The sequence below is a fragment of the Blautia sp. MSJ-36 genome, assembly GCF_018917985.1.
Classification (GTDB): Bacteria; Bacillota; Clostridia; order Lachnospirales; family Lachnospiraceae; genus Blautia_A.
In genome coordinates this window covers 77620-91679 of sequence record NZ_JAHLPQ010000008.1, presented here as the reverse complement: position 1 = coordinate 91679, position 14060 = coordinate 77620, and the positions used below count along the sequence as shown (strand labels likewise).

13 protein-coding genes are annotated in these 14060 nt (G+C 43.3%); all 13 read right to left on the bottom strand.

Annotation, left to right across the window (positions count from 1 at the left end; genetic code table 11):
* Positions 1-70 precede the first annotated feature (70 nt).
* The 13 genes from KQI39_RS08075 to KQI39_RS08015 all read right to left on the bottom strand — a co-directional run bounded on the left by KQI39_RS08075 (position 71) and on the right by KQI39_RS08015 (position 14009).
* The gene (locus KQI39_RS08075) at positions 71-1636 is read right to left on the bottom strand and encodes a DUF4340 domain-containing protein (protein WP_216417709.1); all 1566 of its coding nucleotides are present in this window, start codon (positions 1634-1636) and stop codon (positions 71-73) included.
* Positions 1636-3165 carry a GldG family protein gene (locus tag KQI39_RS08070; protein WP_216417707.1) on the bottom strand — a complete coding sequence of 510 codons (1530 nt, stop codon included), beginning with the start codon at positions 3163-3165 and terminating at the stop codon, positions 1636-1638. The genes KQI39_RS08075 and KQI39_RS08070 overlap by 1 nt, the downstream gene beginning before the upstream one ends.
* Before the next feature lie 13 nt (positions 3166-3178).
* Entirely contained in the window at positions 3179-4042 is an 864-nt protein-coding gene (locus KQI39_RS08065; RefSeq protein ID WP_216417705.1) for an ABC transporter permease subunit, read from the bottom strand.
* Positions 4039-5079, bottom strand: a complete 1041-nt coding sequence (locus KQI39_RS08060) for an ABC transporter ATP-binding protein (protein ID WP_216417703.1) — start codon at positions 5077-5079, stop codon at positions 4039-4041. Before KQI39_RS08060 ends, KQI39_RS08065 begins: the two co-directional genes overlap by 4 nt.
* Positions 5080-5308: 229 nt before the next feature.
* Positions 5309-6028: a 16S rRNA (guanine(527)-N(7))-methyltransferase RsmG gene (gene rsmG, locus KQI39_RS08055; protein WP_216417701.1), complete on the bottom strand. Its 720-nt coding sequence runs from the start codon at positions 6026-6028 to the stop codon at positions 5309-5311.
* 53 nt (positions 6029-6081) lie between these two features.
* Complete coding sequence (mnmG, locus tag KQI39_RS08050; protein WP_216417699.1) at positions 6082-7968, bottom strand: tRNA uridine-5-carboxymethylaminomethyl(34) synthesis enzyme MnmG; 1887 nt, start codon at positions 7966-7968, stop codon at positions 6082-6084.
* A gap of 668 nt (positions 7969-8636) precedes the next feature.
* The gene (mnmE, locus tag KQI39_RS08045; RefSeq protein WP_148445706.1) at positions 8637-10013 is read right to left on the bottom strand and encodes a tRNA uridine-5-carboxymethylaminomethyl(34) synthesis GTPase MnmE; all 1377 of its coding nucleotides are present in this window, start codon (positions 10011-10013) and stop codon (positions 8637-8639) included.
* Positions 10014-10320: 307 nt separating this feature from the next.
* Positions 10321-11331 (bottom strand): RNA-binding cell elongation regulator Jag/EloR, encoded by a 1011-nt coding sequence (jag, locus tag KQI39_RS08040; RefSeq protein ID WP_216417697.1) that lies wholly within the window; start codon positions 11329-11331, stop codon positions 10321-10323.
* Between the two features lie 21 nt (positions 11332-11352).
* A complete protein-coding gene (gene yidC / locus KQI39_RS08035) occupies positions 11353-12669 on the bottom strand; it encodes a membrane protein insertase YidC (RefSeq protein WP_330653994.1) in 1317 nt (438 codons plus the stop codon).
* Between the two features lie 89 nt (positions 12670-12758).
* Positions 12759-12971, bottom strand: coding sequence for a membrane protein insertion efficiency factor YidD (yidD, locus tag KQI39_RS08030; protein WP_015526553.1), 213 nt, complete (start codon positions 12969-12971; stop codon positions 12759-12761).
* Complete coding sequence (rnpA, locus tag KQI39_RS08025; RefSeq protein WP_173762165.1) at positions 12949-13311, bottom strand: ribonuclease P protein component; 363 nt, start codon at positions 13309-13311, stop codon at positions 12949-12951. Before rnpA ends, yidD begins: the two co-directional genes overlap by 23 nt.
* Before the next feature lie 82 nt (positions 13312-13393).
* Positions 13394-13528, bottom strand: a complete 135-nt coding sequence (rpmH, locus tag KQI39_RS08020) for a 50S ribosomal protein L34 (RefSeq protein WP_005423866.1) — start codon at positions 13526-13528, stop codon at positions 13394-13396.
* Between the two features lie 205 nt (positions 13529-13733).
* Positions 13734-14009, bottom strand: coding sequence for a hypothetical protein (locus KQI39_RS08015; protein WP_173762166.1), 276 nt, complete (start codon positions 14007-14009; stop codon positions 13734-13736).
* Positions 14010-14060 lie beyond the last annotated feature (51 nt).

Below are 14060 nucleotides of genomic sequence, written 5' to 3'. Positions count from 1 at the left end.
GTTGGACATAACACAAAAAAACCTGTACGGTGGGCTGAAACCACTGTACAGGTTTTTTTTGTATTATTTTCTATTTCGCCTCAGCAGTTGGTGTTGCTGTGGCTTCTGTTTTTGTTTCACCATTTACCATAGTTTCATATGCATTAAACATTTCCTTTACTGTCATTTTGTTTACAAGGAATACTTTGTTTCCAACGACAGCTGCGTAATAGTTTGTATCATATGTGTAGAAGGTAACGGTTGTCTGGTTCTTGTCAGAGTCTGTAAATACAACTGTCATCTCCGGATCTGTTGCCGGGGTGTAGGTATCTGTCAGCCTCTTCTGTCCTGCCATATTTGTCAGCTTGTTATAGAAGGTTGTAAAGGTTGTACTTTCTATGTCCTCTCCATCCAGCTGATAGGTTGTTGTCTCTTTATCATTACCGTCATCGTCTGTTGTTGTTTCACGTGAAACATTTACAGTATTTGTTGTACCGCCGTAAGTAACCTGAAGCTGATCCAGATTTTTTACAGAAAGATAATTCACAATCAGGGACCAGAGATCCGATGGTGTCTTATCAATAACCGCACTCAATGTATCTGTGGACATTGTATAAATCTGTTTGTTATCTACAGTTACATATCTGCTGCCATCTCCGGCTTCATCACCAACGTAGATAACAAGCTGTTTATCTACTGTAGTTGTCTTGGTGTCTTCAGAAGAGCTGCTGTCGTCGGAAGCATCCGTACTGTCTGCCTCATCACCTTGTGTATCTTTAGAATCGCTCTCAGAAGCCGTAGAATCGCTTTCAGAGGAATCTGAGCTGGTGTCCTCCACCTCTTCCTGATAATCCACTGTAATCGTCGCATACGGATTATCCAGGCCATACTTGGAAAGATCTTCCGCATTGTAGTCTACAAACTGGTCAAACGCAAAATTTCCAAGTCCGGAAGTTACATTTCCTGCTGCCGTCGTATCTGCTGTTTCTTTATCACTGCTTCCATCACTGGAAACATCCCAAGTAGCTCCATCGGAATTTTCTTCCAGAACGTAGGAATCTTTATCTTCGCTGACCTGCACTTTTTTCACTGTGGAAGAATCAATCGTCGGGAAATCTTCTCCCTGTGCATAATCATAAAGAGAATCCATAAACGGAGTAACGGTAGATGCCGCTACCACATAAACCGTACTGTCATCGTCATCTTTTGTAATGTAATACTGATTTGTGGAAGTATTTTCATCTCCAATATTGAATTTCGTTGTACCATCACTGGTATCAACGGTTATTGTATTGGACGGGGAATCCAGTCCGTATTCCGTAAGATTATCTACATTTTCCAAGACTCTGTCCGCTTCCACCGTTTCAATGGCGGAAGCTGCAGAATCCAGAGTTGTCTGATTTACAGGGAAATCAGTCTCATCTTTTTTTACCCAGGAATCATCTTTTTTCTCAAAGGTGGTTTCCTTTTTATCCACAATAAATTCCAGAGACTTGATATCTTCTGTTTTCACGGAAAACACTTCGGTTTTGTTTTCCTCTTCACTGCTGCTCTCTGTCTGTTCTTCTTTGGACACATAGGTATTTAATCCTACATAAACACCGCCGAGAACTGCCAGAACAACAACAGCAGAAACAAGTTTGGTTGATTTTTTCATTATGCTTTTCTCCTCTTAAGCCAGATCAAAAATCCTGCAACAAGGAACACTCCCGGGATCAGACCGATAGTACAGATCTTCCAGAAAGCTGCATCATAATCGGTTACTGTCAGGCTTGTAGACTGAAGGCTCTTGGACGGAATGGAAACGGAATTGCTGTCATCTGTACTGGTCATCCAGTTTAAGGATTCCAGAAGAAGTTTCTCATTTCCACCGGATACCATCTGGTCTACCTGGCTCTCCATCAGGTTTGCTGTGGAGTAATAAACAATCTGTGTTTCTTTGTCATCATCTAATGTCTCAGTGATTGCCACACCAAGATCAAACGGACCATTTACATCGCCATCTTCTTTTTCAATATTGCTGCTCTGCATGTTGGTCTTAGAATAAGCCTGATCGGAAGTTGTAAGAATGCTGTTGATGGTTACGGTGTCTCTTACATCATCTGTTTTCTGGATGCCCTGTGCGTATGGTGCCAGTACGTAAGATCCTGCAGAAGCTGTCTCAGAGCTTGCGTCTGTGCTGTTAACAGTCGGTACCAGATAATATGGCATCTGCATCGCATAATGCTGATTGTCACCCTCAAATACAATTCCCTCGGCTCGTTTTACACCGTAATTTTCAAGAACTGCATCGAAGTTCGGCAGATCTTCCTGTGTATAATCAGAGAAGATCATGGCCTTTCCGCCTGCCTCCAGATAATCCAGGATTTCTATTTTTTCTTCCTCAGAAATATCACTGGTCAGAGATACGATTATCAGGCAGTCCGCATCATCCGGAACTTTTCCTTCGGTAAGAAGATTCAGCTCTTTGATATCAATATTGGCTTTCTGGATATCTTCTTTAAAGTTAGAATCCAGATCCTTTTCCCCATGTCCGGATAAAGTATACAGGATTGGCAGATCTTCCGATGTTACATATCCGATAGCACTTGTGATCTGTCCCTCACCATCAAAACCTGTTGTTGTCTGCTGCCAGGTATTATAATCTACAGAAGTAGAATACATGTCGTTGTAATTGATAACTTTGTTTCTGTCTCCGCAAACTACAATCAGGCTGTTTGAAGAGAGATCATCGGTTGTATATTCAGATGCAAATTTCGGATTTACAACCGGGTCTTTTACCTCAACTTTAATATGTTTGGACTCATCTTCATAACGTTTCAGAAGATTGGAAATCGTATCATCCTCAGAACCACTCTGAGCAATCTGATAAATGGTAACATCTTTATCCAGCGCTTTCAGCACTTTCTTAGTTTCATCACCGATGGTGTAAAGCTTGGATGAACTTACATCCAGCTGTGAATATTTGGATGGGATTGCACCAACGATCATATTGATCACAACCACGATCACGATAAAGATTGCTGCCATAGCCATACTGTAGGAACCGTTTTTGATGTGCTTTTTGCTGATGGTACCTACCAGTTTTTTCGGATCTGGTTTATGTTTCTTTTTACCGGAATCCTGTGCAGTTTCTGTTGTAACTGACTCGCCTTTATTTTTCTTGAATTTTTCACTGAATTTCATTTCCATTCACCCCCTAGTTCCAGCGTCTCTTCTGAATGGACTGCATGGTAAGGAACAGGCAGATTGCAACGACAGAAATAAAATAAACAATTCCTGTCACGTCAAACACACCGTTTGTAAAGTTTTCATAATGTCCGCTCAGGTTAAATACGTTCAGTACTTTCTGGATACCGCCCTGGAAAATACTGGATTTTATAACGTATACGATCACAAGGGCTATTTCTCCCACAACACCGATCACTGCAGAAATCAGAACATTTTTGATCATGGTATAAATAATAATTGCGATTGCCACGATCAGAAGTCCAAATGCTACTGCGGTTGACATGGAAGTCTGTGAGAAGAAGGAAGAAATTCCATTCATCATATAAAAAGAAAACAGGAACACAAAAGTAAGTACTGCTGCAATTACCTGACTTTCTGTAAGTGCTGACATAAATACACCGATTGCCAGATTGGCACATCCCAAAAGGAAAAATCCCAGGATTCCGGTGTATGCAGAAGCATATGCTACTGTTCCGAATTTACTCATGATCAGCGGATAAAAGCACATGATCACAACCGGAATAGCAAACACTGCTACCAGTGCAAGGTATTTTCCAAATACGATATCCCATACGGATACCGGCGCTGTCAGAAGAAGCTGATCGGTTTTTTGTTTGCGTTCTTCTGCGAGTACACGCATGGAAAGAATCGGCACACCGATCAGAAACACAAAGGTCAGTGCGCTTAATGTATATTCAAACTTTGAGTAACCACCTGAGAGCTGATATGCAGAAAAATAAATTCCGGTCAGCACCAGGACAAAAAATATGAAGAGATATCCAACCATGGAGGTCAGATAGCTTTTCAGTTCTCTTTTAAAAATTGCTGTCATGACTGATCCCCCTCTTTCTCATCAGAAGTTTTCTCCGGTTCCTCAGATTTATCTTCTACCGGTTTCCACTGTGATTTCTCCGGGTTTCCGGTGGTTTTCTTTTTTTCTCCTTCGGTGAGTTCAAGGAATACATCCTCAAGAGAAACTCTCTTAACCTGCATCTCGTAGATCGGGCAGTTTGCTTTTGCCATGGCATAGAAGACTTTTTCCCGGATGTCCACATTTTCCTGAACGGAGAGTTTTGTTTTCCACAGCTCTTCATCGCTGTCGTAGGACATTTCCACACCGGTAACTCCTTCGATGGTTTCCAGGCCTTTTCGGATGGTGTCTTTCTCGCCTTTTATTTTCATAAGGAGACTGTTGGAACCAGCTGCCAAACGTTCCAGATTATCCGGCGTATCACTGGCTACCAGTTTTCCGTGAGAAATGATCAGAACATAATCGCATACAGCTCTTACCTCGGAAAGGATATGGGAACTTAAAATAACTGTATGTTTCTGCTTCAGGCTTTTGATCAGATCACGGATTTCGATGATCTGCTTCGGATCAAGTCCTACGGTCGGCTCATCCAGAATGATTACTTCCGGATATCCCAGGATTGCCTGTGCAAGGCCGACTCTCTGGCGATAACCTTTGGAAAGGTTTTTGATCTGACGATCTTTCATGTCTGTGATCTTTACCATATCCATGACTTCTTTTATCTGTTTGTCTTTCTGGTTTCTTGGGATTTTTTTCAGATCAGCCGCAAATTTCATGTACTCAAGAACAGTCATGTCAAAATAGAGTGGCGGCATTTCTGGCAGATAGCCGATGCATTTCTTGGCTGCCTCCGGTTCTTCCAGAATATCATGACCATCGATCATTACTTTTCCCTCTGTGGAAGCAATGTACCCTGTGATCATGTTCATTGTTGTTGATTTTCCTGCACCGTTTGGTCCCAGGAATCCGTAAATTTTCCCCTTTTCGATTTGAAAGGAAAGATGGTCAACGGCAGTATGATCGCCATACTTTTTGACCAGATTACTTACTTCGATCACTTTACTCTCCTCCTTTAAGCATCTTTACAATAGAAAATGCCCCTGGATGAAACAGAGAATGGGGGAATCCAGGGGCATCTCTATCATTGTATAGTGTAAGAGTAATTTGTGATAAAAGTAGGATAACTTTGTGATAATTTTGTGAAACCGATGGGCAAAAAAATCTCCTGTCGGACAAATCTTGACTTTGTTTGACAGGAGATTACATTTTCTGAGTAATAATGTTTTGTTATGCCAGCGGCTCCCGAAGCGGTGTTCCGGCTTTTCTCGGATATTTACCTGGAGTGTTTTTTATCTTCTCGATGATGACCAAGGAACGGCTGATCTCGGAGCCTGGAAGGTCGAAGTACTGAATGTCTCGGATCTTTCCACCGAGGATTTTTACTGCTTTTTCCGCCGCTTCGGCTTCTTCCTTTACTGAGCCGGATTTATAGGAGACAAAAAGTCCTCCGACTTTTACATATGGGAGGCAGTATTCGGACAGGGTTGCAAGGCCGGATACTGCTCTGGATACGCAGAGATCGTATTTTTCTCTGTAGGCTTTGTTTTTTGCAAATTCTTCAGCTCTTCCGTGGATGGCGGAGATTCCATCAAGTCCAAGAAGCGCAAAGGTTTCTTCCAGAAATTTTACTCTCTTATTCAGGGAGTCCAGAAGGCAGGCTTCCACTTCCGGAAAGGCGATCTTCAGGGGAACTCCCGGGAAGCCGGCACCGGTTCCGATATCCATGACAGTTTTTACCTTGCTCATATCTACGGCTTTGACGCAGCAGAGGCTGTCCAGGAAATGTTTCACGAGAACCTCGTCAAATTCTGTGATACCGGTCAGGTTCATGACTTTATTTTTTTCTACAAGGAATTCGTAGAACTGGATAAACTGATTTTTCTGCGTGTCATTAAGAGTAATTCCAAGTTCTTCGCAGCCTTTTTCCAGGATTTCTAAATTGTACATGCAGTTTCCTCTCTTATTCTTTGTTTTTTATGTTTTCATTATTCAGAATGTTATCAATGTTTATGTCCGGCTTTGCTTTCCAGGTATACAAGAAGTACAGAGATATCTGCCGGGGATACGCCGGAGATTCGGGATGCCTGGCCGATGGATACCGGTCTGTAAGCCTCTAGTTTCTGACGTGCTTCAATGCGGAGGCTTCCTACATCTTCATAATCAATGTCTTCCGGAATTTTTTTCTGCTCCAGTTTTTTGAACTGCTCCACCTGTTTCATCTGGCGGCGGATATAGCCATCATATTTGATGTTGATCTCTACCTGCTCACATACATCTTCTGGAAGTTCCGGTCTTTCTTTATCAATCGGTGCAAGCATTTTATAGTTAAGTTCCGGTCTGCGGATCAGCTCTGCAATGGTGGTTCCTGATTTCAGCAATGTACTTCCCTGAGATTCCAGAAGGCTCTGTACTTCTGCAGAACCGCCTACAGTCGTATGTTCTACTCTCTCGATCTCTTCATGGATCATTCGTTCTTTTTCCTGCAGTTTATGGTATGTCTCATCATCGATCAGGCCAACCTCCCAGCCTTTTTTGCGGAGACGGAGGTCTGCATTGTCCTGACGGAGCAGCAGGCGGTATTCGGCGCGGCTTGTCATCATTCGGTACGGCTCATGGTTTTCTTTTGTTACCAGATCATCGATGAGAACGCCGATATATGCCTCGGAGCGATCCAGGATCAGCTGTTCTTTTCCTTTTACTTCCATGGCTGCGTTGATTCCTGCGATCAGACCCTGAGCGGCTGCTTCCTCGTATCCTGAGCTTCCGTTAAACTGTCCGCCGCTGAAAAGGCCCTTGATCTTTTTGAATTCCAGTGTCGGGTAGAGCTGGCGTGGATTGATGCAGTCATACTCAATGGCGTAGGCATTTTTCACGATCTTGGCATGCTCCAGGCCTGGTACGGAATGGTACATTTCGTACTGGACATCTTCCGGAAGGGAGCTGGACATTCCTCCGATGTACATTTCATTTGTGTAAAGGCCTTCTGGCTCAATGAATACCTGATGGCGTTTTTTGTCTGCAAAACGGACGACTTTATCTTCGATGGACGGGCAATAACGCGGACCGGTTCCTTCGATCATTCCGGAATAAAGAGGGGATCTGTCCAGGTTTGCGCGGATGATCTCGTGTGTTTTTTCGTTTGTGTAGGTCAGCCAGCAGGATTTCTGCTCGATCTGTACGGATTCCGGGTCTGTGGAGAAGGAGAACGGTACGACTCTTTTGTCTCCGAACTGCTCTTCCATTTTGGAATAATCGATGGTGTTTCCGGCGATCCTGGCAGGGGTTCCTGTTTTGAAGCGGAACATTTCGATTCCCAGTTTTTTCAGAGAATCCGTGAGATAGTTGGCTGCCTGAAGGCCGTTTGGTCCTGTGTAGTTGCTGACATCGCCGTAGATGCAGCGGGCCTTGAGGTAGGTTCCTGTACAGAGAACTACGGCTTTTGCGTGGTAGGTGGCTCCTGAAAAGGTTTTTACACCGGTGATGTGGTTATCTTCTACCAGAAGTTCTGTTACTTCGCCCTGGCGGATAGTTAAGTTTTCTGTGTTTTCCAGAGTTTTTCGCATCTCGGTGCTGTAAGCCTGTTTGTCGGCCTGGGCACGGAGAGAATGGACTGCAGGGCCTTTGGACTGGTTGAGCATTTTGGACTGGATGAATGTTTTGTCTATATTTTTGCCCATTTCTCCACCGAGGGCGTCCAGTTCGCGGACGAGATGGCCTTTGGAACTGCCGCCTACGTTGGGGTTGCAGGGCATCAGAGCGATGCTGTCTACGCTGACTGTGAACATGACGGTATTGAGCCCTAAGCGGGCGCATGCCAGTGATGCTTCGCAGCCTGCGTGGCCGGCGCCTACTACTATGATGTCGAAAAACTGTTCCAGATTTTTCATGCTTTTTCTCCTTTATTTCTTTTTTATTTCTGTTTTTGTTATGTTTATTTTGTAATGTATGTTTTTCTTCCTTGGCAAGGGGCCTGGGTTTTTGGCTTTGGGAAGCTAAGGAAAACCGCAAAGGGGCCATAAAGCCATGGCCCCTCTGCACACCCCTCGGGCTTTTTTTTGAAAATTTCTTGGTCGTGGGGATGTGTGACCGTGTTGGCTTGTTTTTGTATTCTTCGGTGTTGGATGTGGGGCGCTGTGCCGATATGGGGGTGAGTGCTTCGATTGTGGTCGGTGTGACTTTATCGACTTTTGTCTGTATGCTTCGGTGTTGGATGTGGAACGCTGTGCCGATTGTTGCAGTGTAGCTGCAACGAGGCTCTCGACGTGCGGTGGCACGTCTGCGGGGTTTTCGATATTTTTTGTAATACTTCCTGTTTGTCACATTTCGGCTCAATGTTGAATTGCCAGTACAGAAGCATACAGGCATAAGTTAGTAACTTTCCGCGTTCTACAATCGCTGCACTTTATAAAAAAAGGCCCTGGGGTGTGCAGAGGGGCGCGGCCTTGTGCCCCTTTGCGGTTTTCTCACATTCCAATGTGAAGTACCTCTGCGGGTTTCCGCAGCCTATGCATATGCATAGCCAAGTCCCTGCGTACTCACGCAACCCACGTGGGAACTACTTGCCCATACAAAATTTAGAGAATATTTCATTAACAAGGTCTTCCCCAAGCGATTCTCCAAGAATCCGTCCCAAACTCTCATACGCATCTGTCAGATCTATGGAATAAAAATCCTCCGGCATTCCGCTCTCTATACTGTTCTCTACCAGAGAAAGACTCTCCTGCGCTTTTAAAAGCTCCTGTCTGTGCCGTTCATTGGTGATATATACTTCATCATTGAAGTTTATCTCCCCACTGAAGAACATTTCCCTGATTTTTTCTTCCAGGTCTGTGATTCCTGTTTCTTCTTTTGCGGAAATCGGGATCACTGGCTGGTTTATTCTGCTCTTTAAATCTTCTATATCTATAGCAGATTTAAGATCTGTCTTGCTGTAGAGGACAATTGTCTTTTTCTCTTGCAAAATTTTTATGATCTCTTCATCGTTTTCATCCAGCGGTACGGAGGAATCTACAACATAGAGAATCAGGTCTGCGTCTGCTGCCATTTCTTTGGCTTTGGATACGCCGATTTTCTCTACGATGTCTTCGGTCTGACGGATTCCTGCTGTGTCGGCAATCTTTAATGTGATTCCGTGCAGGTTGATGTACTCTTCCAGGACATCTCTTGTGGTTCCTGCGATGTCAGTTACGATGGCTCTGTCTTCTCCCAGGAGCAGATTCAGCAGGGAGGATTTTCCTGCGTTTGGCTTGCCCAGGATTACTGTCCGGATGCCTTCCTGGATAATTTTTCCGTCTCCGGATGTCTTTAACAGATTCTGTATTTTTTCTTTTTCTTCTGCTACAATCTGCTCTAATTCTTCGGAATATCCTGTCAGATCATAGTGCTCCGGGTCGTCCAATGCTGATTCAATGTACGCTATATGGTACAGTAATTTTTCTCTGATTTTCTGTACGGTTTTTCGGACTGATCCTTTTAACTGGCCTACAGAATTCTTTAATGAGTACTCATTTTTGGACTGTATTACGTCCATAACGGCTTCTGCCTGGGATAAATCAATCCTTCCATTGAGGAATGCTCGCTTGGTAAATTCTCCTGGTTCGGCAATAATGGCTCCGTTTTTCAGCACTGTTTCCAGTACTTTTTTCATAGCCAAAACGCCGCCGTGACAATCGATTTCTATAGTGTCTTCTCCCGTATATGTCCGTGGTCCGCGCATAGCCATAACCAGCACTTCGTCTACCATCTCTTCGTTATCATAGATATATCCATAATGAATGGTATGGCTTGGGACGTTTTTCAGAGATTTTTTTCCACCTTTGGAACGGTATACTCTGGATGCGATCTCAAAAGCCTCCGGGCCACTGATCCTGACGATCCCGATTCCCGAAGCACTCATGGCTGTGGAAATCGCAGCAATCGTTGTCTCTTCCATTTTTCACTCTCCTTTATCCGGTTAAACACAAAAATGTTATCCCGGAAAAGCTTTTTACACGCAAAAAACACGTGTTATTCACGCTTTCACCTAGAATAACATCTTCTGTCAGTTTCCATATTTATAAAGCTGATCTCTGCATTCCGGATGTCCGCTGCAGAAATATCTTTTATTATTTGCTCTTCAATGATTATAAAGAATTGTTACGGAGATTGCAATGATAATTTTTAATTTCCGATTTTATGAAAAAAAGCCGCATCCACAGAGCTTAACGCTCCGGGATACGGCTTATATTCTTACCACTGAATCAGTAATTATTACGTTTCAGTTTTACCACTACATGTCTGTAAGGTTCTTCTCCCTCACTGACTGTCTCTACATAGCGATTGCCCTGCAGAGACGCATGGATGATTCTTCTCTCGTATGGATTCATCGGTTCCAGAACTACCGGTTTTCTGGTTTTCTTTACCTTGAAGGCAATTCCTCTTGCGAGGTTTTCCAGAGTTTCTTTACGGCGGCGTCTGTAGTCCTCTGTATCAAGCTTTACACGAATATAAGTAGATTCGCCTTTGTTTACTACAAGGCTTGTCAGATACTGTAATGAATCCAGTGTCTGGCCTCTTTTTCCGATGAGGATACCCATATCCTCACCTTCAAAATCTACATCCAGAGAACCGTCTGCAGTGTTGTATTTCGATGTGATCTCCACTTCTCCAAGATCCATGGAACCGAATACATCACGAAGAAATACGACTGCTCTCTCCTCAACTTCTTTGATCTTCTCCGGATCGCTGAGGATTTCTACCGGTCTGCCCTGCTTCGGTGCTCTCTCACGTGTTTCTTTCGGCTGACGCTCCTTCGGAGCTCTCGGCTGTTTTTCACGTGCTGGTTTTGCTTTGCCCTGGAAATCTCTTGCCGGTCTTTCCTTCGGTGCTGCAGCCTTCACAGGTGCTTCTTCGGATGCTTTCTCCACCTGTACAGCTTCTGTCTTCACCGGTTTCTTCTCCTTTACAGGAGCTACTTTCGGTGCAGATTCTTTCTTTACATTTGGAGTAAACGGCTTGTCTAATTTCTTCTCTTCTTTGATAGCGTCCAGTTTCACGGACTCTACCAGATCATCGATCTCCTGCATATCAGAAACTGGCTCGATTCTGCGAACTTTAATTATGGCAGGTTTGCTGCCGATTCCGAAGAATCCGGAGCTGCCTTCACTGATAACCTGAATATTAAGCTGGTCACTGGAAGTTCCAAGCTCAAGACACGCTTTTGTGATAGCTTCATTCTTTGTTTTTGCTGAAAACTGAATGTAATCCTCCATTACGAACCCCTCCGTTCCTGATTATTTCTTCTTATTTCTCTCATCAAAGTCTCTTACGAGATTAGCTTTGGCTGTGATGCTGCCTGATTTTGCATTTCTTGCTTTCTCATAAGCTGCATCAACCTTATGTGCTCTGTCTGAAGCACCATTGTTTCCGCTGTTACCCTTATTGATTACAGGTTTATTGATATTCTTGGCGGACTGATGAGCCTGGTTGGTAATCTTCTGCGGCGGAAGTCCTTCCTTCGCACGTTTTGCTTCGATCTTCTTCATATTCTCATTAACCAGATCATCAATGTTCATCTTATCAAGATGACGATTGATCGCAAACTGCTGGGCACTTCGAACGACAGCACTGGCGATCCAGTAGATACCAAGACCAACCGGGAATGTGAAACAGAAGAATGCAGACATCAGAGGCATGACCATGTTCATGGTTTTCATGGAGTTTGCCATTGCGCTGGCCTGATCATTTCCGTCTGCCGGCTGTGTTGCAGCCTGTGGCATAAGCTTCAGGTTCAGCATCTGAGTTGCCCATGCAAGAACCGGGATCAGAAGTGCTACGATCGCAAGTAACAGAGAACCATGATTTTTGAAGAACTCCATGATATAGTACAGCGGCTGATCTGCGATATTCAGGCCACAGAAGCCCTGCATCTTGGAAATATTTCCGGATGCTTTTGTGATCGCATCAGAAAATCCCGAAAACTGATCCATCTGTGCCAACTCTTTCCACTGGGAAGGAGAAAGTGCATACAGAAAATCAACAATAGAGTTACTTGTAGCATTTCCGGCACTGTCCATAACGAGACGTACTCGTGTCATGGAATGGTCTGTGATAAACTGCTGCAGGATATCTGTGTATCCGTTTACAGCTAACAGGTTGTCAACTACACCAGTAAAAATGTTCTTTACACTTCCAACGTAAGCAGGAATTCGATAGATAACCTGATACAGTGCAAACAGAATAGGCATCTGAATAGCTAACTGTACACAGCTACCGGTTGGAGAAACACCATATTTCTGATAAACAGCCTGGGTTTCTTCGTTCATTTTCATCATGGAGTCCTGATCCTTTTTACCCTGATATTTCTTCTGGATCTTCTGGATCTCGGGCTGCATGATCGCACTTAACTTGGAGAATTTCTGCTGCTTGATCTGCAGCGGTGTCATAAAGGCAAAGATAAGAATACTGAAGATAATGATACAAAGACCAATGTTCTGGATTCCGAACAGGCCGTCAAGCATCTTATATATGCCATCCATGATCCATCCCATCACAGACGCGATCTGTCCGATAATAGGAGTTCCGGTTTTTGTTGCTAAAAACAGTTCCAAATTCATTTCCTCCTAGACTTCTTATTCAATTGTAAAAGTCCAATGGTAACTGCCCTGCCCGAGAAAAGGCCAGACAGTCACAAAATAATTCATGGCACAGGGTCATAGCCTCCATGGGAAAAAGGATTGCATCGCAGAATCCTCCATGCCGCAAGAAGACTGCCCTTGAATGCGCCATATTTTTCGATTGCTTCCAAACCATATTGAGAACATGTGGGAATATAAGGACATTTCGTTCTCTTCATCGGCGATATATATTTTTGATAGAGTCTTATCATCTTAATCAGAAATTTCTTTATCATGTTCATGCCCTGTTATATGATGCTTCTTTGCAAGATGCATAAAAGCACTCTCGATCTCGTGAAAGCCTTTGCCCTTGGCAGAAGCTCTCGCTACTACTACAATATCAAGGTTACTGTCAAAATCTGTTTCGTTGAGACGATAACTTTCTCTGATCAGTCTGGTGAGTCTGTGGCGAACCACACTATTCCCTACTTTTTTGCTTACTGATATTCCCAGACGATTCTTCCTGTGCTGATTCTTCAGCACGTACATCACCAGAAGCCGATTTGCGTATGATGTTCCGTTCTGATATACAACTTTAAAATCTTGATTTTTCTTTAAGGACTCTGATCTGATCAAACGAATCCTCCTTAATTAAATTCCGTCTGCACGGATATTTCTCCGGATAGAAGAAAAGACCACATAAATGCGGTCTTGCAGCTTATGCTGATAACTGTTTTCTTCCTTTTAATCTTCTTGCAGCTAATACTTTACGTCCGCCCTTTGTGCTCATGCGAGCTCTGAAGCCGTGAACTTTAGCTCTGGATCTCTTTTTTGGCTGAAATGTCATCTTCATAGGTAAAGCACCTCCTTTATCTATTTTTAATTGTTATGAAATAACTTATCATTCAGAACATCGTTTCAATTATATAAATAAACCTCCTTTTCGTCAAGGGAAAATTGCAAAAAACCCAATAAAATCAGGGGTTTGAAAAATACCGCCGGCCTCGTGGTTTTTATTTTTTACTCATATGTGGATTACGCTTATGGTTTACGTAACATTATCCACATTTTGTGGATAACTTGTGGATAACTAGTGGATTACCGGCAAAACTATCCACTGTTTCCGGATTATTTTTTTCAGTATCTTCAAAAAATCCCTTTATTTGCGGTATTTTGACAGTGGATAATTTTATACACATAAATTCTCTGTGTTTTCCACACAACGTCAACTTATGGAAACCAATTTGCCAGTTATACACTATTTTCCACCCTAATCCACAGTAATTTCCCCAAATTATCCACATTGTTTTCCCCAAAATCTCGAGGTTTTCCATTGCGAAAACACCATTTTCATTGTAATATATAAAAGGATATCTGTCTCCAGT

Excerpts from the sequence above, each read along its gene's own strand:
- KQI39_RS08075 (WP_216417709.1), bottom strand. The coding sequence starts at position 1,636 with ATGAAAAAATCAACCAAACTTGTTTCTGCTGTTGTTGTTCTGGCAGTT.
- KQI39_RS08070 (WP_216417707.1), bottom strand. The coding sequence starts at position 3,165 with ATGAAATTCAGTGAAAAATTCAAGAAAAATAAAGGCGAGTCAGTTACA.
- KQI39_RS08065 (WP_216417705.1), bottom strand. The coding sequence starts at position 4,042 with ATGACAGCAATTTTTAAAAGAGAACTGAAAAGCTATCTGACCTCCATG.
- rsmG (WP_216417701.1), bottom strand. The coding sequence starts at position 6,028 with ATGTACAATTTAGAAATCCTGGAAAAAGGCTGCGAAGAACTTGGAATT.
- mnmG (WP_216417699.1), bottom strand. The coding sequence starts at position 7,968 with ATGAAAAATCTGGAACAGTTTTTCGACATCATAGTAGTAGGCGCCGGC.
- mnmE (WP_148445706.1), bottom strand. The coding sequence starts at position 10,013 with ATGGAAGAGACAACGATTGCTGCGATTTCCACAGCCATGAGTGCTTCG.
- jag (WP_216417697.1), bottom strand. The coding sequence starts at position 11,331 with ATGGAGGATTACATTCAGTTTTCAGCAAAAACAAAGAATGAAGCTATC.
- yidD (WP_015526553.1), bottom strand. The coding sequence starts at position 12,971 with ATGATAAAGAAATTTCTGATTAAGATGATAAGACTCTATCAAAAATAT.
- rpmH (WP_005423866.1), bottom strand. The coding sequence starts at position 13,528 with ATGAAGATGACATTTCAGCCAAAAAAGAGATCCAGAGCTAAAGTTCAC.
- KQI39_RS08015 (WP_173762166.1), bottom strand. The coding sequence starts at position 14,009 with ATGGAAAACCTCGAGATTTTGGGGAAAACAATGTGGATAATTTGGGGA.